The sequence below is a fragment of the Nocardia sp. NBC_01730 genome (assembly GCF_035920445.1).
Lineage (GTDB): Bacteria > Actinomycetota > Actinomycetes > Mycobacteriales > Mycobacteriaceae > Nocardia.
This window is the reverse complement of the sequence record NZ_CP109162.1, coordinates 5174372-5193198: the sequence shown is the minus strand read 5'-3', so window position 1 is coordinate 5193198 and position 18827 is coordinate 5174372. Positions and strand designations below refer to the sequence as shown.

The window sequence follows — 18827 nt, the reverse complement described above, 5'->3', positions numbered from 1 at the left end:
CCAGACACCGCGTTAACTAATAAGGAAAGCCGGTCTATGCCAACCATCAACCAGCTGGTCCGCAAGGGTCGTCGCGACAAGGTCTCCAAGACCAAGACCGCGGCCCTCAAGGGGAGCCCGCAGCGCCGTGGCGTGTGCACCCGCGTGTACACCACGACCCCGAAGAAGCCGAACTCCGCGCTGCGTAAGGTCGCGCGTGTTCGCCTGACCAGCGCGGTCGAGGTCACGGCCTACATCCCGGGTGAGGGCCACAACCTGCAGGAGCATTCGATGGTGCTCGTGCGTGGCGGTCGTGTGAAGGACCTCCCCGGTGTCCGCTACAAGATCATCCGTGGCTCGCTCGACACCCAGGGTGTGAAGAACCGCAAGCAGGCCCGCAGCCGTTACGGCGCCAAGAAGGAGAAGAGCTGATATGCCACGCAAGGGCCCCGCACCCAAGCGTCCGCTGATCAACGACCCGGTCTACGGTTCGCCGCTGGTCACTCAGCTGGTCAACAAGATCCTGCTGGACGGCAAGAAGTCCACTGCCGAGCGCATCGTCTACGGCGCGCTGGAGCAGGCGCGCGAGAAGACCGGCACCGATCCGGTCGTCACCCTCAAGCGCGCGCTGGACAACGTCAAGCCCGCACTCGAGGTCAAGCCGCGCCGCGTCGGTGGCGCCACCTACCAGGTGCCGGTCGAGGTCCGTCCGGGCCGCTCCAACACCCTGGCGCTGCGCTGGCTGGTCAACTACTCGCGGGCCCGCCGTGAGAAGACCATGGTCGAGCGTCTGGCCAACGAGCTGCTCGACGCCAGCAACGGCCTCGGTGCCTCCGTCAAGCGTCGTGAGGACACCCACAAGATGGCCGAGTCCAACCGGGCCTTCGCGCACTACCGCTGGTGACGTCTGCCCGGCCCGTCGTCTGGGTCGGGAGGCACAGCCGGAACGCGGCACTTACCTGTCGCGTCCGGCGTTGACATAGAGACGACCACAGGGTCGTCCCCGATAATCCCAACTAGCTACGAGCGGGGAAGATTTCCGTGGCACAGGACGTGCTCACCGACCTGAACAAGGTCCGCAATATCGGCATCATGGCCCACATCGACGCGGGCAAGACGACCACAACTGAACGCATCCTCTTCTACACCGGTATCACCTACAAGATCGGTGAGGTCCACGACGGCGCCGCCACGATGGACTGGATGGAGCAGGAGCAGGAGCGTGGTATCACCATCACCTCCGCGGCTACCACGTGCTTCTGGAACGACAACCAGATCAACATCATCGACACCCCCGGGCACGTCGACTTCACCGTCGAGGTGGAGCGGTCGCTGCGCGTGCTCGACGGCGCCGTCGCGGTGTTCGACGGCAAAGAGGGCGTCGAGCCGCAGTCCGAGCAGGTGTGGCGTCAGGCCGATAAGTACGACGTGCCGCGGATCTGCTTCGTCAACAAGATGGACAAGCTCGGTGCGGATTTCTACTTCACCGTGCAGACCATCAAAGACCGCCTCGGCGCCAAGCCGCTGGTCCTCCAGCTGCCGATCGGGGCGGAGGACACCTTCGAGGGCATCGTCGACCTGGTCGAGTACAACGCCAAGGTCTGGCGGGGCGAGACCAAGCTCGGCGAGCAGTACGAGGTCGTCGAGATCCCCGAGGACCTGAAGGAGAAGGCCGAGCAGTACCGCCAGGAACTGCTCGAGACCGTCGCCGAATCCGACGAGGCGCTGCTGGAGAAGTTCTTCGGTGGCGAGGAGCTCTCGATCGACGAGATCAAGGGCGCCATCCGCAAGCTGACGGTCAACTCCGAGCTGTACCCGGTGCTGTGTGGCTCTGCGTTCAAGAACAAGGGTGTGCAGCCCATGCTCGACGCGGTCATCGACTACTTGCCCTCGCCGCTGGACGTGGAGGCCACCACCGGCCATGCGCCCGGCAAGGAAGAGGAACTGCTTACCCGCAAGCCGAGCGCCGACGAGCCGTTCGCGGCCCTGGCGTTCAAGATCGCGGTGCACCCGTTCTTCGGCAAGCTGACCTACGTCCGCGTGTACTCCGGCAAGGTCGACTCCGGCGCCCAGGTCATCAACTCGACCAAGGGCAAGAAGGAGCGTCTGGGCAAGCTGTTCCAGATGCACTCCAACAAGGAGAACCCGGTCGGCGCCGCCTCGGCGGGGCACATCTACGCGGTCATCGGCCTCAAGGACACCACCACCGGTGACACCCTGTGCGATCCGCAGAACCAGATCGTGCTCGAGTCCATGACCTTCCCGGACCCGGTCATCGAGGTCTCCATCGAGCCGAAGACCAAGTCCGACCAGGAGAAGCTGGGCACCGCGATCCAGCGTCTCTCGGAAGAGGACCCGACCTTCTCGGTCAAGCTGGACCAGGAGACCGGTCAGACCGTCATCGGCGGTATGGGCGAGCTCCACCTCGACATTCTGGTCGACCGAATGAGGCGCGAGTTCAAGGTCGAGGCGAACGTCGGCAAGCCGCAGGTGGCCTACCGCGAGACGATCACCAAGCGGGTCGAGAAGCTCGAGTACACCCACAAGAAGCAGACGGGTGGCTCCGGCCAGTTCGCGAAGGTGGTCATCGCCATCGAGCCGTTCGTCGGCGAGGACGGCGCGCACTACGAGTTCGAGAACAAGGTCACCGGTGGCCGCGTGCCGAGGGAGTACATCCCTTCGGTGGACGCCGGTGCGCAGGACGCCATGCAGTACGGTGTGCTCGCGGGCTACCCCCTGGTGAACCTGAAGGTCACGCTGCTCGACGGCGCGTACCACGACGTCGACTCGTCAGAAATGGCGTTCAAGATCGCCGGCGTGCAGGCGCTCAAGGAAGCGGCTCGCAAGGCCGGTCCGGTGATCCTCGAGCCGCTGATGGCGGTCGAGGTCATCACGCCCGAGGACTACATGGGCGATGTGATCGGCGACCTGAACTCCCGCCGTGGTCAGATCCAGGCCATGGAGGAACGCAGTGGTGCCCGTGTCGTCAAGGCGCTGGTTCCGCTCTCGGAGATGTTCGGTTACATCGGTGACCTGCGGTCGAAGACCCAGGGCCGGGCGAACTACTCCATGGTGTTCGACTCGTACGCGGAGGTTCCGGCCAACGTGTCGAAGGAGATCATCGCCAAGGCGACCGGCGAGTAACACCGTTCGGGGCAAGTGGGACACTTGCCCCGACAGCCGGGCGTCAGCACGACCCCATTCAATAACCGCACTGCTGCAACTGCACGCACCAACAAGTCCAGGAGGACAAAGAAGTGGCGAAGGCGAAGTTCGAGCGGACGAAGCCGCACGTCAACATCGGCACCATCGGTCACGTCGACCACGGCAAGACCACGCTGACCGCAGCGATCACCAAGGTGCTGGCTGACAAGTTTCCGGATCTGAACGAGAGCTTCGCGTTCGATCAGATCGACAAGGCGCCGGAGGAGAAGGCTCGTGGTATCACGATCAACATCTCCCACGTCGAATACCAGACGGAGAAGCGCCACTACGCGCATGTCGACGCGCCGGGTCACGCCGACTACATCAAGAACATGATCACCGGTGCGGCGCAGATGGACGGCGCCATCCTCGTGGTCGCCGCGACCGACGGCCCGATGCCGCAGACCCGTGAGCACGTGCTGCTCGCGCGTCAGGTCGGCGTGCCCTACATCCTGGTCGCGCTGAACAAGGCCGACATGGTCGACGACGAGGAGATCCTCGAGCTCGTCGAGATGGAGGTCCGCGAGCTGCTGGGTTCGCAGGAGTTCGACGAGGACGCGCCGGTCGTGCGGGTCTCCGGTCTGAAGGCGCTCGAGGGCGACCCGAAGTGGACCGAGTCGGTTCTCGAGCTGATGGCCGCGGTCGACGAGTCCATCCCGGACCCGGTGCGCGAGACCGACAAGCCGTTCCTGATGCCGGTCGAGGACGTGTTCACCATCACCGGTCGTGGCACCGTCGTCACCGGTCGCGTCGAGCGTGGCGTGATCAACGTGAACGAGGAAGTCGAGATCGTCGGCATCCGTCCGGAGAAGACCAAGACCACGGTCACCGGCATCGAGATGTTCCGCAAGCTGCTCGACCAGGGCCAGGCCGGCGACAACGTCGGTCTGCTGGTTCGTGGTATCAAGCGCGAGGACGTGGAGCGCGGCCAGGTCGTCGTGAAGCCGGGCACCACCACCCCGCACACCGAGTTCGAGGGCCAGGCGTACATCCTGTCGAAGGACGAGGGCGGCCGCCACACCCCGTTCTTCAACAACTACCGTCCGCAGTTCTACTTCCGTACGACTGACGTGACGGGCGTTGTGACCCTGCCCGAGGGCACCGAGATGGTTATGCCCGGTGACAACACCGAGATGGTCGTCAAGCTGATCCAGCCGGTTGCCATGGACGAGGGTCTGCGCTTCGCGATCCGCGAGGGTGGCCGCACCGTCGGCGCCGGTCGCGTCACGAAGATCATCAAGTGATTCACTGAATCGCTGACCTGAACGGCGTCGCTCCGAATGGAGCGGCGCCGTTCGGTATTTCAGCGCGGCTTCGAGGTCGGGAGCCCGCCCGGATGAGGCCGGTTCCTGGTTCGCGACGTGCACTTGGGCTGGGCGCGGGAGGTTATGCTTCGGGGGTGTCCAGGATTACGTTCGACCCGAACCAGTGTGGGGGGCGGCCTTGTGTCCGCGGTATGCGGATCAGAGTGAAGGACGTACTCGAGCTCTTGGCCGCAGGTGAAACGGAGGAGTCCATCCTCGCCGATTTCCCCTATCTCGAACTGGAAGACATCCGCGCCTGCCTAGCATTCGCGGCCGCTGAGATCGATCATCCGATCCTGCGGACAGCCTGTTGAGGTTTCTTGTCGATGCCCAGTTGCCACCTGCACTAGCACGCGTGTTGACGGACGAGGGGCACGACGCCGTGCATGTCTGTGATATCGACTTGACGTCTGCCGCGGATTCGGAAGTGTGGAATGAGGCCCTTCGGCGCGACGCTGTCATCATTTCGAAGGACGAGGACTTCATTTTGATCGGTAGGAGCCGTCCCGACGCAGCTGCGCCCGCCCTCGTTTGGATCCGAATGGGCAATTGCTCGCGGAAAGCGCTTCTCGCTGCTTTCCTGCCCGTCCTGCCGACCGTGTTGGAGCTTCTCGAGGCTGGCGAGAAGATCGTCGAAATACGCTGATAACTCTGTGGACAGCGGTTCCCGGTGTGATCGGATCAGCAGCTGTAGGCGCGGCCGACGGAGGATTCGCGTTGGGACGCGGGGGCTTCTTGTAGGCAGCCGAGCGGGACGACGCCGTCGTCGCTCATTTGCACGCCGGTGCGCTCGGTGGGGTTCACACAGGTGAGGCCGGTAGTCGCGAGGCGGCAGGTGTAGTTCCCGAAGGTCAAGGTGCTGTCGTATGGCAGCGTCTGCCCTTTGCCATTGATGAAAAGCCCCGGGTCGCCGCGGAATTGGCCGACTGTCAACCGCTGCCCGGAGTAGGAGACAAAGCCGCCGAACCAGTTCCCGTAGCCTTCCCCGGGCTGGGGCATCGGCGTCTTCAGCTCAACTTCGCAGTCGAATCCCTCGATGCTGTAGGCGACACCGGTGATACAGCTGATCTTGCCGGTCGGGCTGACGAACGCGATGTCGGCCTTCAGATCGGTTGTCGGTCCGTTTTCGATCCTGGCCGAGTGAAAGCCCCCGAGATCGATCGGTGTCCCCTGCTGAACCCACGAGATCCGATCCTGCAAACTACTTTCCCGGCTGGGCGCGGCCGTCGAAGAAGTGTTTGCCTGCGACGAACTGCCCGCCACCCCCTGTGGTTTTCCTGCCTTGGTCTGGGAGCAGGCGCTCAGCACCAGGGCAATGGCTACAAGTGCCGCAATCCGCATGCGGTAACAGTAGCCGTTGCGTCGCACCCATTTCCGGCCCTGGTGACCCGGCCAAGCCGTCACCGCCGCAGGCGTATCTGTGTCCGGCATAGGTGCGAATATGCGATGCACCAACCGAGCGCGCAAGACCTCGAGACTGCCGGACCGCGGCGCCATGACCTGGGAGGTCATCGCGGAGGGATGGTGGGCTCCGTTAGCGTCAGGGCGACAGATGACGACCGCCCTACCCGCGTCGTCGGCGGCGAGCGAGACGCCGTATACAGCACGCCAACTTCCGTCACACCGCCGACGGAATCCGTTGCGTGAGTCTCAGCGCTTGTCAGAGTTGAGGCTCTTCCTGCGTCATCGACTGCTGCCCGGCCCGGAAAAGGCCGTGGTCTTACGCGGTCTCGGCGAGGCGTTTCACCTCTCCGGGGAACTTCCCGGCGAGGACCACATGTTCGGGTTCGGTGTCGGCGAGCATCGCGGCCAGCAGGTTCCCGGCCGCGTTGTGGTCACGGTCATGCACCACACCGCAGCCGCGACATTCCCAGGTCCGGTCGGCCAGGGTTAAGCCGTGTTCGACTCGCCGGCAGGCACCGCAGGTCTTCGACGAGGCGAACCAGCGGTCGGCCTTCCACACCCTGGACCCGTACCAGCGGGCCTTGTACTCCAGTAGACGCACGAACTCGGCGAACCCGGCATCGCAAATCGCGCGCGCCAGTCTCCGGTTGGCGGCCATACCTTTGACATTCAATGTCTCCACCGCGATGGCCGTCTTGGTTCTCGCCAACCTCGTAGTGGTCTTGTGCAGAAAATCCTTCCGCTGGTCGGCGACCCGCAGATGCCGCCGCGCCACCCGTACCCGGGTCTTGTTCCAGTTGTTCGACTTCGGTCGGCAGCGCGCGAGTTTCCGGTTCGTGCGGCGTAACGCCCGCTGCGCTCGGGCCAGGGGTTTGGGCGCGTGGATCTCCTCGCGGCCTCCGTCGTCGTCGGCAATCACCGCGAAGGTCTTCAACCCCAGATCGATCCCGGATTTCGGGGCGCCGCCGGGCACCCGGCGGCGGGTGTTGAGCTTGTCGCGGTCGACCTCGATCTGGAACGAGATCCACCACCGCCCGGTCTGTTCACGCACCGTGGCCCCGAGAATCCGGGCACGCCCGTCGGACACTCTGTGCGTGAGCCAGGACATGTCCTCCCGTGTGGCCACCTGTCCGATCCCGGGCAGCCACACACTGCGGGGGCCGAGGGGTTTGGCGCGGTCGGCATCGTAGCGAAATCGGCTGCTGTCCTTGCGTTTACGCCAGATCGGGAACCCGACTCGCACACCCTTGCGTTTGCCGGTCTTGGATTGCAGGTAGTTGGCGAACCCGGCCGCCCGCACCCGACACGCCTCCTTGGGCACCCGCGACGACAGCATATTCTCGGTGAACCACGGGAACCGGGACCGATGCGTCGCGCGCCATTCCTTCTCCAGCGCGGGCGCGGTCCACGGCATCCTGGTCAACTGCTCACCGGTGAAACCGTAGGACTCCTCGGCCTTGCGCTGCGCCCACTTCTTGACCACCGTCTCCAAACAGAAGTTCTCCACCACCCGCGACAACCCGGCATGCCGACCCATCACCACGGCGTGCTCCGGATCGGGAGCGAGCTCGAAACGCACCCCCTGCTTGTGACTCACCCACACCCCGCGATCCCCCAGGCCCGCACCGAATCGAACATACAGACGATAACCGAGAAACATAGACAAACACAGAAGAACAAGCGAGCGGCTTCGAACCCGACATCTCATTGGACTTCGCACCTCCGCCTGGCTCCTCGAGCTGCTGCACGCCCGACTGTTCGGCATTGCCGGCGTGCGTGACTTCCACGCTTCGGCCGCCGGACCACGTGGTAGAGAAGAAGGTCAATGTTTGGGTGTGGCGGTCCAGTAGCCGCGCCGTTGGGACCCGCCAGCTGTCCGTGCTGCCGTATGGATGTGGTCGGTGAGGAGAGCCGGGGCGTCGAGATCGTCCCAAGTCCAGCGGATCACTATCCACCCCAGGGCGCGGAGGCGGTCTTCACACTTCTTCTCGGCGACCACCATCTGTTCCGGGGAGTGTGGGCCGCGTAGCGCGCTCTGGTATTCGATCTTTCCGTCGAAATCTCCCACCACGCCGAGTTCTGGGAACAGGAAGTCGAAACGGCCGACGCAGATGTCGTCGTCGGAGAAGACGCGTGCTTGGAGTTCGGGGGCGGGGAGTCCGCATCGGTGCAGCACGATTCTGCTGAGCGATTCACCTGTGCTCTCGCTGCGTCCGTCCAGGAACCCGACGACCTGTGCGGCCTTGCGGCATCCAGGGCGATGCCGTGCCTGTCGCACGTGCTCTTGTAGCTCGGCGATGGTCGTCAGTCCTTGGCGCAGAGCGGAATCGCCGAGGGCGACGGACTGCTCGAAGCCTTCCGAGCGGGCGATATCGATGATCGTCCGGGCAGGGGTGGTCACCTGGATTCCGTTGACGAGGGTGATCTCGTCGGGCTGCAACCGTGCCGAGTGCACGACGACGCGCCTGCCCATGCGGCCGCCGTTGATGCGATCCCTGGTCAGGTGTACGCGGTCGAGCGGAATGTCCCAGGTCGACATTCCGTGCAGCACCGCTGCGGAACAGTGGCTGGTGATCGCCGAATCGCATGTGGTCTCCGCGGTTGCGAGCGCCATCAGCAGATGCCGACCCGTCACGCTGACGTCGCATCCCGGCGAGTTCAGGTAGTGCCCGGCTCGCAGCCGCTGCCACCTTCCGGTTCGGCAGAGCCGACGCAGGTCCTTATCGGACAGTCCGGACGCCAGCGCCTGCCGACGCGAGATCAGTTGCGGTGCTTCCATATGGCGATCGTGCTCGACGGCCGGGCATGAAACACCCACCTCACCATCGAATGTGGATAACACGCCCGCTGTGGACAACTTCGATGCGTACGTTTGGGCGGTACAGACGGCCGCGGGCCGTTCGAACCGCCTGCTCGAAGGCATCCACGGCACGGGCCAGTCGACTGCCGATCGCATCGACCTGATGGGCAGGCGCGTCTCGGGCCTTCGTCGGCAGCCGTCGAAACTCGACGTGACACCCGCGCGCCCCATATCGGCCGACATCACTCGGCGCCTTGTCGTTCCCGATGGTCTGCCACGGCCACCGGCTCACCATGCCAGCGGCGTCGAGATCGGATCGGATCCCGGCCCGCACGTGTACGAGGATGCGCGAGGTCAGCCGAGCTGTGCCATTCCCGCCGCGACTACCTGGGCGACATTGAGCACCTCGTCCCCGGTGGGCAGGGGGATGCCGTCGAGTGCGTGCAGCCGGTCCGTGCTGGCGATGGCGAACATCGCCGAGACCCACGCGGCAGCGCACGCGCGGAGCGTGCCGGGGCGGACCGGACCCGGCGCGCTCGCCTGCAGCACTTTGGCGGTCACGTCCAGCATTTGATCGCGCAGGTGGCGGAGCTGGCGGCGCACGTCCGGGTGGGTGTCGGCTTCGCGCCACATGATCACCCGAAGCACCGACGAGTGGTGGTCGCGCAGGTTCAGGGCGGTGTCGAGATTGACCAGGCTCGCCGCCGGATCGCCAGGCGCCACCAGGGTGCCGATGTCGTCGATCGGCCGCGGGGGTATCCGCTCGGCCATCAGTGCGGTGAGTATCGAGTCCTTGGTCGGAAAGTAGTAGAAGACGAGTCCTTTGGGGACGCCGGCCGCGGCGGCGATGGATGCCGTCGCGGTGGCGTCGAATCCCTGTGCCGCGAAGAGCTTTTCAGCGGCATCCAGGATGAGCAGCCGGGCGTCGCCGTCGACTTTCGCGCTACGGCGACGCCCGGCGCGCCGGGGTTTCGGCATCTGCATCAGTGATGCGGAACCATGTCGTGCAGGCGCCCCGACACGGTCGGCAGTGCCGCTACCGCGACCACCGCCGTCACTACCCCGACTATCCATGCGGTCCAGGATGCGCCGCGGTACTCGGTGAAGTCCATGACCCAGGGGGAAAGGAACAACAGCACGCCGAACAGGCCCATCGCGTAGTCCGCTGCCGCCATGGCGGGTCGGGACATCTGCGCGAGGCCGGTGAGGGCGATGAGTACGCCGAGCACGATCAGCGACCACATGGCCTTGTCGGTCGTCTCTACCCAGATGGGTGACAGTGCGGCGAAGATCCCGAGCACGACAGCCAGTAAATCTTGCGCGCGGCTCTCGGTGAACATGTGTGCCTCCTCGGGCTGTGAGTATGTCCTCCTCTCGGTATAGCTCTGATTGACCGCCCGATCAATATCCAGCGAGACACGATTGTGCCGCTATTGCCTGGATGGATCGGATGTGACGGGCTTCGCCGCGGCAAGAAACAAGCAGACGTTAGGGTGAGCTTCGCATGTCGACCAGAACCGGCTGTCCGGTTTCAGTGAAAGGATGGCCGCATGACTGCGCCGATCGTGATCATCGGGGCCGGCCTCGCGGGCCTGCGCACCGCGGAGGAGCTGCGTCGCGCCGGCTACGAGGGCGAGCTGGTCCTCGTCGGCGACGAGGCGCGGCTGCCGTACGACCGTCCGCCGCTGTCCAAGCAGTTCGTGCGCGGCGAAACCGATGACACCACGCTGCGGCCGCGTGAGTTCTTCGCCGAGAAAAACATCGACTTGCGGCTGAACACCGAGGCCGTCGGCGTCGACACCGAAGCGAGTCGGCTCCGGCTGGCCGACGACAGCACGTTGGCCTACGACCAGCTGATCATCGCCACCGGCCTGCGCCCGCGCCGCTTGCCCGGCCTGCCCGACTTGACGGGCGTTCACGTGCTGCGCGGCCATGCCCACGCCGCCGCGCTGCGCGCCGAATTGGCCGATGCCGCGACGGCGCTCGTGGTGGGTGCGGGATTTATCGGCTGCGAGCTGGCGGCGAGTTTCCGTGCCTGCGGTGTCGCCGTCGTGCTGGTCGAACCGCAGCCGACGCCGCTGGCCTCCGTGCTCGGCGCAGAGGTGGGTGCCCTGGTCGCCAGGATGCATCGCGCCGAAGGCGTCGACTTGCGCTGCGGCACCGGCCTCGACACACTTCTCGCTGATGATGCGGGCCGGGTGCGCGGCGCGAAGCTTTCCGATGGCACCGAGATCGCCGCCGACCTGGTCGTGATCGGGGTCGGCTCCCGGCCTGCGACCGAATGGCTGACCGATTCCGGCATCGCGCTGGCCGAACCGTCGGCGGGCGGCGGGGTTCTCGCCGACGAGGTCGGGCGCACCTCCGCCGAGGGTGTCTGGGCGGTCGGCGATGTGGCGGCCTGGTTGCACGGGATGGGACTGCGCAAGCGGGTCGAGCACTGGACCAACGCGGGCGAACAGGCCAAGCTGCTGGCCTGCGCGCTGCTCGGGGCCGAGCCGCCGACCGCCGCCCGGGTCCCGTACTTCTGGAGCGACCAGTACGACGTCAAGATCCAGGCCCTCGGCACCACGAACGCCACCGACGACGTCCAGGTCGTCTCCGACGACGGCCGCAAGTTCCTCGCTTACTACTCCCGGGGCGGCAGCCTGACCGGCGTGGTCGGCGCGGGCATGACCGCTCAGGTCATGAAGGCCCGCGCGAAGATCGCCGCCAGTGCGCCGGTGGCCGACCTGCTCACACCCAGCTGAGCCCGCACCCCGAGCCGCGCCAGGACTGAAGCCGACAGTTCGCACACCCCTTCACTGGCGCAGTGGCGACACGAGGAGTCGATCCGGTGCTTCGAGGAGGACGGCGACGGGCTGGGGATTGCCGGAGGCGCGGGCCTGGCTCGGCGCGCCGCTGTAATACGGTGGTCGAGTGATCGTCGCGCTCATCGACTCGGGTCTCGGGTTGCTGCCTACCTCCGCTTGGTTGCGCAAGTTGCGGCCGGATGTGGATCTGTTGCTGCAGTTGGACCCGGAGGGTGCGCCTTGGGGTCCGAAGCCGGAGAACTGGGTGGTCGAACGGGTGGTGGACGCCGCGCGGACCTCGGTCCGGTCGGGTGCGGACGTGATAGTTCTGCCATGCAACACCGCCAGCGTCACGGCGCTGGAGCATGTTCGCGTCGAGGTCGGCCCTGGTGTGCCGGTGATCGGCACCGTTCCCGCGATCAAGCCCGCGGCGGCGGTGTGCCGCTCGGTAGCGGTGTGGGCCACCGCGGCGACAACGGCAAGCCGGTATCAAGCCGATCTGATCGCGGAATTCGGCGGCGACGCGAACGTGGTCGGCGTCGCCTGTCACGGTCTGGCGGACGCGATCGATCGCGGTGATCTGGTGGCTGCCCGCGCCGCGATCACCATCGCCGCCGAGCAGACTCCGCGGGACGTGCACGGCGTGGTGCTCGGCTGTACGCACTACCCGTTGGTGATCGATTCGATCATGGCCGCGCTGCCCGACGGCGTCCGTCTTTTCGACAGCGCGCAAGCCGTTGCCGCACAGACCATCCGGCGCATGGATGCCCTCGGCCGCCCGAGTACCGGCAACGGCGAGGTCCGGGTGCTCAACAGTGGCAGGCCCGGTGAACTGCCTGCCAGTGCGGCCGCGTTCGAGTCGGGACGCATCCTGGGCGCGCAGGGGTGAACGCCGACGCCGCGGGGCCGTCCGCCGTGGCGGTCCAGGAAGCGCTGCGGGCGATCGCGGACCCGGCCGATGCGATTCATCTGCAGCGGTTCTTCAAGACCGGTCCCGGTGAGTACGGCGATGGCGACGTATTCATCGGAGTCCGAGTGCCCGCGACCAGGGGCGTTGCGAAACGTTTCGCGGCGCTTCCGCTCGACGAGATCGATCGGTTGCTCGACAGCACTGTGCACGAGGACCGGTTCGCCGGGCTGGTCATCCTCAACGCGAGGTTCGCCGCCGTGTCCAAGCCGCGCACCTTCGACGACGCGGCCCGCGCGACCGTGGTCGATCTGTACCTGGCGGCGGTGCGTCGTGGCCGGGTGAACAATTGGGATCTGGTCGACGTGTCGGCGGAGAATATCATCGGCCCGTGGCTGCTCGATAGACCGCGCGAGCTGCTTTTCCATCTGGCGCAGGCGGATTCGATGTGGGAGCGGCGGGTGGCCCTGCTGTCCAGCTTCGCGTTCATCAAGGCGGGCGATGCCTCGACCACGCTCGCGCTGTGTGCAGGGCTGCTCGACGACGGGCGCGATCTGATCCAGAAAGCGCTGGGCTGGATGCTGCGCGAAGTCGGCAAGCGTATCGATCGAGCGCTGCTGACCGGATTCCTCGACCAGCACGCCGCGGTCATGGGCCGGACCGCACTGAGCTACGCGACCGAACATCTGGAGCCCGCCGTTCGCGCCTGCTATCGCGCGCGATAGCCCGGCTCGTCCTTATTCACCGCAAGTTCAGGGTGATCGAGGAATCCGCACCGCCCGACACGGCGAGTGGAAAATTGAATCTGCTTGCGGCACAAGCGATTTTGGCTGCCATTCGGACGGCGGTGAGAATGCCTTCCTGCGACGCCCGGTGCCCGATCAGAACTGAATCTTCAGGTGATCGGTGACCGGATGCGCCTGGCATCCGAGGATGTAGCCGTTCTCGATATCCTCCGGATCCAGGATCTCGGCGTTGTCCATGTCGACCTTGCCCTCCAGTACCGTGCACGCGCAGGAGCCGCACTCCCCTTCCTGGCAGGAGTAGGGCACGTCCAATCCCTTGGCCAGCATGATGTCCACCAGAGTCTGCTTGCGCGGCCACGTCAGCTCGTGCACCTCGCCGTCGAGTTCGACCTCGACGGTCGCCGCGTCGGCCGCCTCCTCGTCGGACACCTCGGCCGGTGCCTGGTCGGCGAACGGGTCTCCGGCGAGGGAATTGAAGATCTCGGCGTGCGTGCGTGCGCGGGGCACGCCCAGCTGCGCGAGTGCGTCGTGCACCCGGTCCATGAACGGCTTCGGCCCACACATGAACGCGTCATAGCCCCGGTAGGGCGCGACCAGGGTGGCCAGCGCGTCGGCGGTCGGCAACCCCTGCAGGTATTCCAGCCAGTGGACCACCGTGAGCCGCTGCGGATGCTTCTCCATGAGATCGCGCAGCTCGCCGGCGAAGATCACCGACTCGTGGTCACGGTTGGCGTACACCAGCACGATGCGGCCGTTGCCGCGCGCGAGCGCCGACTTCAGGATGGACATCACGGGTGTGATGCCGCTGCCAGCGCCGAACAGCAGCAAGTCTTCGTCCAGGTCCTTCGGGGTGAAGACACCCGACGGTGGTAGCACTTCGAGCTGGTCGCCCGCTTTCACGTTGTCGCACACCCAGTTCGATCCGTAGCCGCCCTCGGTCCGCTTGATGGTGACCTTCGGCCGATCGTCGGTGTAAGGCGAGCTGGCCAGGGAGTAGCACCGGGCCACCGAGCCGGTCCGGTCGCTGGGGATCCGCAGTGTGAGGAACTGGCCGGGCTGGTAGCGGAACTTTTCGGCCAGTTCCTCGGGGACGTCGAAGACCAGCGAACACGTGTCGGCCGTTTCGGTGATGACGGTGGATACCCGCAGCACGACCGAGCGCGAGCCGTGTGGAACCTCGACAGTGGTCATTTCGTCCTCTCGAACCTGACGTGGGCGCCGCGGGGCGCAAAACTAGAACGTGTTTCAGTTTCATCGTACGTCGGTCGTCGCCTGCCTCACAAGCTGGGCCTCGAGACCGGCGATCAACACCTCCATGCCGAAGTCGTACGAATACCGCCCGCGCAGGTCCGCGATATGCCGGGTGGCTCGCTCGACAACGGCGGGCAGCGTCACGTCGGCGGGTGCGGACCGGTCTCTCGGGTTCACCCGGCTGCGGCCGAACAGATATGTGTGGATGGTCGCGTAGCCGGCGAGCACGTTGCGGTCGTCGAAACCCGCGTCGGCCAGGATGTCCATCACCGCGGCGATCAGGTCCAGCTGTTTGCCGAGCATCTGTTCGATCAAGATGTCGCCGAGGCCGGGGTGTTTGCGGAGTTTCTCGTCGATCTGGTCGACGAGGTCGCGTAGCCGGTGCTGCCACGGTCCGGACTCGGGCGGTGGTGTGCGAACCCCGGTCAGCGCCGCGGTCGCGACCAGGTCGAGTAACTCCCGCTTGTCGGCGACGTAGTAGTACGGAGCCATGGGGGAGACGCCGAGTTCGCGCGAGAGTCGCCGCATGGAGAGTTTTTCCACGCCGTCCGCGCGGACCACCCGCAGTGCCGCCTCGACGATCTCGGACTCCGACAGTGTGTTGCCGCCTCCGTTCGCCTGCATTCGTCCGACTCCCATGCCACCTCTACCGCTGTGGGCGCGCGTCGCCCGCCACGTGCTGTTCAGCTGATTTCCACCCGAATTCTAGAGGGCCGCGCCGCTGCCCTGTCGGCGCGCGCGTTCGACTCGGCGCGCGGAGGGATCGGCCTGGTCATCCGGCCCGGCGAACGGGGATCGGTCCTGGCTGTCATCCCACTGTGTGAGAGGTGTTCCATTTTGTCAGCCTATGACGTTATGGTGTGACCGCGGCTACATTCGGTAGCCGGGCACACGGATCGTCCTCTCGGAGGTAGGCATGCCGGAATACGGATCCATCGGACAGACCGACACCGACAACATCGGACGGGTGGAGACAGTCGCCGCGCGGTCGGCCGACGAGACGCCCCTGGTCGAGGAGAGCCTCATCGAAGAGGTGTCCATCGACGGTATGTGCGGCGTCTACTAGACGGGCGGTCGACGACGATGCTCGATCTCGATACCCGCTGGCAGCTGCACCCGCGAGTGGCGCTGCGCCCGGAACCGTTCGGCGCGCTGCTCTACCACTTCGGTACGCGCAAACTCTCGTTCCTGAAGAATCCGCGGATCGTCGAGATCGTGCGGTCGCTGCCGGAGCACGCCTCTGCCCGCGCCGCCATCCGCGCGGCGGGCGTGCCGGACGACGGTGTCTCGTCGTACGTGAAAGCGCTGACACAGCTGGTCGATTCGGAGATGATCATCGGAGCGCCGGTCTGCGCACCGGCGGCGCCCGTCGCTGTGAGCGAGCGTCAGCGAGTGAACCAAGGGCACAGTGCGCCACTCGCGCACGACGGAGCCGAGCGCCAGCGAGGTGTAGTCGTAAGCGAGCGTCAGCGAGTGAACCGAGGACACAGTGCGCCACTCGCGCACGACGGAGCCGAGCGCCAGCGAGGCGTAGTCGTGAGTGCGGCTTCGGCACCGTCGACGGCGGGGGTGGTCTCGTCGTCGGACGGGGCCGTGCGGCTGGTGGACCGCTTCGAATCCGGTCTGGCCGCGCCGATCTGCCTCACCTGGGAGCTCACTTACGCCTGCAATCTGTCCTGCGTGCACTGTCTGTCTTCCTCTGGCCGCAGGGACCCGCGCGAACTGAGCACCGAGCAGTGCAAGGCGCTGATCGACGAGTTCGAGCGGATGCAGGTGTTCTACGTCAACATCGGCGGCGGCGAACCCACGGTGCGCCCGGATTTCTGGGAGCTGGTCGACTACGCGACCGCGCACCATGTGGGAGTGAAGTTCTCCACCAACGGCGTGCGGATCACGCCCGAGGTCGCGGCCCGCCTCGCGGCCAGTGATTATGTCGACGTGCAGGTCTCGCTCGACGGCGCCGATGCCGCGGTCAACGACGCCGTGCGGGGGCCGGGCTCCTATGACATGGCCATCCGTGCGCTGGAAAACCTTGCGGCGGCCGGCTTCCGGGACGCGAAGCTGTCGGTGGTGGCGACCAGACACAACATCGGTCAGCTCGACGAGTTCCGCGCCATCGCGGAAAGATACGGCGCCACATTGCGTTTGACCAGGCTGCGGCCGTCGGGACGCGGTGCGGACGTGTGGGACGAACTGCATCCCACCCCTGAACAGCAGCGCGTGCTATACGACTGGTTGCTGCGTAGCGGCGCGGGCGTGCTCACCGGCGACTCGTTCTTCCATCTGTCCGCGTTCGGCCAGGCGCTGCCGGGCCTGAACATGTGCGGCGCTGGACGGGTGGTCTGCCTGGTCGACCCGGTCGGCGACGTCTACGCCTGCCCATTCGCCATTCACGATCGGTTTCACGCGGGCAATGTGGTGGCGGACGGCGGTTTCGGTGCTGTGTGGCGGTCGTCGGAGCTGTTCGCCGAGTTGCGTGAGCCCAGCGGCGGCGGCGCCTGCGCGTCGTGCAGCCACTACGACGCGTGCCGCGGCGGCTGCATGGCGGCGAAGTTCTTCACCGGGCTCCCCGCTGACGGCCCGGACCCCGAATGCGTGCAGGGCTACGGGGAGGCGGCGCTGGCCGACACCGGGCGGATGATCCCGCGCTCGTCGGTCGACCACTCCCGCCGGACGGCGCCGCGCGCCGGTGCGCGCGGGACCGGCCCGATCCCGCTGACGCTGAGCGCGACGCGCCCGGCCGGATTTTCGCCTGAGCGCCGACCTGTCCGAGCCTGTGACGAGAGTCCGCTGGCGTGATGCCATGCCTGTAACCAATGGTTTGCTAGGGGTGTGGCAACGGCGGTCGTCCGGTTACGACCGGGCGATTGCCCTTGTGTTGCCAGATGCTCGAACGAGATCGCAAGCGGGGCGCCTGCGCGGGTCACGGCGAGTGCTGCGGCCCGCAGCGGGCCCGTTTCGTCCGGAAATCCGTGCTTTTTTCCGGACTGTTGATGCTCCCGCGCGAAACTCCGCCTAGCATGCCAGGAATGCGCCATGATCGCCTGCCCGATGGATTCGGGGTGCGGATCGATCCTCGGGTGCGCGCATACTCGGGTGGGCGGGTCCTGATCGGCGGATCGCCCGCTCGGTTGCTGCGGCTTGCCCCGGAGGCTGCCGAGATGATCGGCGACGGGTATCTCGAGGTGAACGGTCCGAAATCTGCGGTTGTTGCCCGACGGCTGCTCGACTCCGGGGTGGCCAATCCCCGTCCCCGGCTGCTGCCCTCGCCGGACGATGTCACCATTATCGTGCCGCTGCACAACAACAGCGAGGGGTTGGTCAGGCTGCTGGCCGCGCTGCGCGGGCACAACGTCGTCGTGGTCGACGACGGTTCAGACCGGCCGGTCCGTATCCCGTCCAACCGTGGCACCCGCTGCCGGGTGACGGTGCTGCGGCACGACCGCAGGCAGGGCCCCGCCGCCGCGCGCAACGCCGGGTTGCGAGCGGCGACAACCGACTTCGTCGCGTTCTTGGACTCCGACGTGGTGCCGCGCAGCGGCTGGCTCGAGGTGATGCTCGGCCACTTCAGCGACCCCGAGGTGGCGCTGGTCGCCCCGCGGATCGTCGCGCTGGACCCGGAGTCCAACGCGCTGGCGCGCTATGAGCACACCCGTTCCTCGCTCGACCTCGGCAGGCGGGAGGCGGCCGTGCAGTCGCGCGGGCTGGTGTCCTACGTGCCGAGCGCGGCGCTGCTGGTGCGCCGCAGGGCGCTGCTGGCCCAGGGCGGCTTCGACGAGTCGATGCACGTCGCCGAGGACGTGGACCTGTGCTGGCGGCTGGAGCGGGCGGGCTGCCGGCTGCGCTACGAACCCGCCGCACACGTGGCGCACGATCACCGGGTCTCCTTCCGTGCCTGGTTCGGTCGAAAGATGTTCTATGGCACCGGCGCCGCGCCGCTGGGCGAGCGGCACGCAGGAACGATCTCACCACTGTCGGTGCCGTCCTGGACGGTGCTCGCCGCGCTCCTGTTCGCCACGCTGACGAAGTGGGGACTGTTCGGTGGGATCATCACCCTGATCACCGCGCTGGCTCGACTGCGCCGCGTCTTCACCGAGTTGGACAACCCGACCCGGATCGCCGCGATCTATCTGTCCCGCGGCTTCTTCGCCGGTATCTGGCGGCTCGCCTCGGCCATGTGCCGCCACTATTGGCCGGTCACGCTGCTGGCCATGCTCATGTCGCGGCGGGTTCGGCGTATCGCGCTGACCATGGCTGTCGCGGATGGCCTCGCCGACTGGTTCACCCATCGCGACGCCGGTGGCCTCGACCCCGTGCGGTATATCGCCTACAAGCGGCTCGACGACATCGCCTACGGCGCCGGGTTGTGGCTCGGCGCCTTCCGTGCGCGCAGTATCGAAGCGCTGAAACCCACGACGCCGCCGCGCTGATCGACCCGAACGA

Annotated in this window: 19 protein-coding genes and 1 pseudogene; 13 read left to right on the top strand and 7 right to left on the bottom strand. The window is 66.3% G+C overall.

Annotated features, from left to right (window positions below; genetic code table 11):
• Positions 1-36 precede the first annotated feature (36 nt).
• The 6 genes from rpsL (at position 37) to OHB12_RS21240 (ending at position 5133) form a co-directional block, all read left to right on the top strand.
• Positions 37-411 carry a 30S ribosomal protein S12 gene (rpsL, locus tag OHB12_RS21265; RefSeq protein ID WP_019049359.1) on the top strand — a complete coding sequence of 125 codons (375 nt, stop codon included), beginning with the start codon at positions 37-39 and terminating at the stop codon, positions 409-411.
• A 1-nt stretch (position 412) separates the two neighbouring features.
• A complete protein-coding gene (gene rpsG, locus OHB12_RS21260) occupies positions 413-883 on the top strand; it encodes a 30S ribosomal protein S7 (RefSeq protein WP_040739280.1) in 471 nt (156 codons plus the stop codon).
• A gap of 137 nt (positions 884-1020) precedes the next feature.
• Positions 1021-3123 (top strand): elongation factor G, encoded by a 2103-nt coding sequence (gene fusA, locus OHB12_RS21255; RefSeq protein ID WP_327110336.1) that lies wholly within the window; start codon positions 1021-1023, stop codon positions 3121-3123.
• A gap of 113 nt (positions 3124-3236) precedes the next feature.
• Positions 3237-4427 carry an elongation factor Tu gene (gene tuf, locus OHB12_RS21250; RefSeq protein ID WP_327110335.1) on the top strand — a complete coding sequence of 397 codons (1191 nt, stop codon included), beginning with the start codon at positions 3237-3239 and terminating at the stop codon, positions 4425-4427.
• Positions 4428-4519: 92 nt separating this feature from the next.
• Positions 4520-4801: a DUF433 domain-containing protein gene (locus OHB12_RS21245; protein WP_327110334.1), complete on the top strand. Its 282-nt coding sequence runs from the start codon at positions 4520-4522 to the stop codon at positions 4799-4801.
• A complete protein-coding gene (locus OHB12_RS21240; RefSeq protein ID WP_327110333.1) occupies positions 4798-5133 on the top strand; it encodes a DUF5615 family PIN-like protein in 336 nt (111 codons plus the stop codon). The genes OHB12_RS21245 and OHB12_RS21240 overlap by 4 nt, the downstream gene beginning before the upstream one ends.
• Positions 5134-5168: 35 nt before the next feature.
• Here OHB12_RS21240 and OHB12_RS21235 read toward each other — a convergent pair whose 3' ends face one another.
• From OHB12_RS21235 to OHB12_RS21215, 5 genes are all read right to left on the bottom strand, one after another.
• Positions 5169-5918, bottom strand: a complete 750-nt coding sequence (locus tag OHB12_RS21235) for a hypothetical protein (protein ID WP_327110332.1) — start codon at positions 5916-5918, stop codon at positions 5169-5171.
• 289 nt (positions 5919-6207) lie between these two features.
• Positions 6208-7488, bottom strand: coding sequence for an RNA-guided endonuclease InsQ/TnpB family protein (locus OHB12_RS21230; RefSeq protein ID WP_327110331.1), 1281 nt, complete (start codon positions 7486-7488; stop codon positions 6208-6210).
• A 225-nt stretch (positions 7489-7713) separates the two neighbouring features.
• On the bottom strand, positions 7714-8670 hold the full coding sequence (locus OHB12_RS21225) for a type IV toxin-antitoxin system AbiEi family antitoxin domain-containing protein (protein WP_327110330.1): 957 nt from the start codon (positions 8668-8670) through the stop codon (positions 7714-7716).
• A 375-nt stretch (positions 8671-9045) separates the two neighbouring features.
• On the bottom strand, positions 9046-9669 hold the full coding sequence (locus OHB12_RS21220) for a TetR/AcrR family transcriptional regulator (protein ID WP_327110329.1): 624 nt from the start codon (positions 9667-9669) through the stop codon (positions 9046-9048).
• Positions 9670-9674: 5 nt separating this feature from the next.
• On the bottom strand, positions 9675-10031 hold the full coding sequence (locus tag OHB12_RS21215; protein ID WP_327110328.1) for an SPW repeat domain-containing protein: 357 nt from the start codon (positions 10029-10031) through the stop codon (positions 9675-9677).
• Between the two features lie 210 nt (positions 10032-10241).
• Here OHB12_RS21215 and OHB12_RS21210 point away from each other — a divergent pair, with 210 nt between their 5' ends.
• The 3 genes from OHB12_RS21210 (at position 10242) to OHB12_RS21200 (ending at position 13112) form a co-directional block, all read left to right on the top strand.
• Positions 10242-11438, top strand: a complete 1197-nt coding sequence (locus tag OHB12_RS21210; protein ID WP_327110327.1) for an NAD(P)/FAD-dependent oxidoreductase — start codon at positions 10242-10244, stop codon at positions 11436-11438.
• 169 nt (positions 11439-11607) lie between these two features.
• Positions 11608-12369 carry a glutamate racemase gene (locus OHB12_RS21205; protein ID WP_327110326.1) on the top strand — a complete coding sequence of 254 codons (762 nt, stop codon included), beginning with the start codon at positions 11608-11610 and terminating at the stop codon, positions 12367-12369.
• A complete protein-coding gene (locus tag OHB12_RS21200) occupies positions 12366-13112 on the top strand; it encodes a DNA alkylation repair protein (RefSeq protein ID WP_327110325.1) in 747 nt (248 codons plus the stop codon). Before OHB12_RS21205 ends, OHB12_RS21200 begins: the two co-directional genes overlap by 4 nt.
• A 156-nt stretch (positions 13113-13268) precedes the next feature.
• Here the strand turns inward: OHB12_RS21200 and OHB12_RS21195 are convergent, their stop codons facing one another.
• Positions 13269-14324, bottom strand: a complete 1056-nt coding sequence (locus OHB12_RS21195; protein WP_327110324.1) for a ferredoxin--NADP reductase — start codon at positions 14322-14324, stop codon at positions 13269-13271.
• A gap of 60 nt (positions 14325-14384) precedes the next feature.
• Complete coding sequence (mftR2, locus tag OHB12_RS21190; RefSeq protein WP_327110323.1) at positions 14385-15008, bottom strand: mycofactocin system transcriptional regulator MftR2; 624 nt, start codon at positions 15006-15008, stop codon at positions 14385-14387.
• 343 nt (positions 15009-15351) lie between these two features.
• On the opposite strand from mftR2, the gene mftA reads away from it, so the two are divergent.
• The 4 genes and pseudogenes from mftA to mftF all read left to right on the top strand — a co-directional run bounded on the left by mftA (position 15352) and on the right by mftF (position 18814).
• Positions 15352-15450 (top strand): mycofactocin precursor MftA, encoded by a 99-nt coding sequence (gene mftA, locus OHB12_RS21185; RefSeq protein ID WP_327121311.1) that lies wholly within the window; start codon positions 15352-15354, stop codon positions 15448-15450.
• A 17-nt stretch (positions 15451-15467) separates the two neighbouring features.
• Positions 15468-15710, top strand: a pseudogene (mftB, locus tag OHB12_RS21180) (mycofactocin biosynthesis chaperone MftB); the annotation flags it as partial.
• A 243-nt stretch (positions 15711-15953) separates the two neighbouring features.
• Positions 15954-17183 carry a mycofactocin radical SAM maturase gene (gene mftC, locus OHB12_RS21175; protein ID WP_327121309.1) on the top strand — a complete coding sequence of 410 codons (1230 nt, stop codon included), beginning with the start codon at positions 15954-15956 and terminating at the stop codon, positions 17181-17183.
• A gap of 230 nt (positions 17184-17413) precedes the next feature.
• Positions 17414-18814, top strand: a complete 1401-nt coding sequence (gene mftF, locus OHB12_RS21170) for a mycofactocin biosynthesis glycosyltransferase MftF (RefSeq protein ID WP_327110322.1) — start codon at positions 17414-17416, stop codon at positions 18812-18814.
• Positions 18815-18827: the final 13 nt, after the last annotated feature.

Coding starts and splice junctions, on each gene's coding strand:
- rpsL (WP_019049359.1), top strand. CDS start 37: ATGCCAACCATCAACCAGCTGGTCCGCAAGGGTCGTCGCGACAAGGTC.
- rpsG (WP_040739280.1), top strand. CDS start 413: ATGCCACGCAAGGGCCCCGCACCCAAGCGTCCGCTGATCAACGACCCG.
- OHB12_RS21245 (WP_327110334.1), top strand. CDS start 4,520: ATGAGGCCGGTTCCTGGTTCGCGACGTGCACTTGGGCTGGGCGCGGGA.
- OHB12_RS21235 (WP_327110332.1), bottom strand. CDS start 5,918: ATGCCGGACACAGATACGCCTGCGGCGGTGACGGCTTGGCCGGGTCAC.
- OHB12_RS21225 (WP_327110330.1), bottom strand. CDS start 8,670: ATGGAAGCACCGCAACTGATCTCGCGTCGGCAGGCGCTGGCGTCCGGA.
- OHB12_RS21220 (WP_327110329.1), bottom strand. CDS start 9,669: ATGCCGAAACCCCGGCGCGCCGGGCGTCGCCGTAGCGCGAAAGTCGAC.
- OHB12_RS21215 (WP_327110328.1), bottom strand. CDS start 10,031: ATGTTCACCGAGAGCCGCGCGCAAGATTTACTGGCTGTCGTGCTCGGG.
- OHB12_RS21210 (WP_327110327.1), top strand. CDS start 10,242: ATGACTGCGCCGATCGTGATCATCGGGGCCGGCCTCGCGGGCCTGCGC.
- OHB12_RS21195 (WP_327110324.1), bottom strand. CDS start 14,324: ATGACCACTGTCGAGGTTCCACACGGCTCGCGCTCGGTCGTGCTGCGG.
- mftR2 (WP_327110323.1), bottom strand. CDS start 15,008: ATGCAGGCGAACGGAGGCGGCAACACACTGTCGGAGTCCGAGATCGTC.
- mftF (WP_327110322.1), top strand. CDS start 17,414: ATGCGCCATGATCGCCTGCCCGATGGATTCGGGGTGCGGATCGATCCT.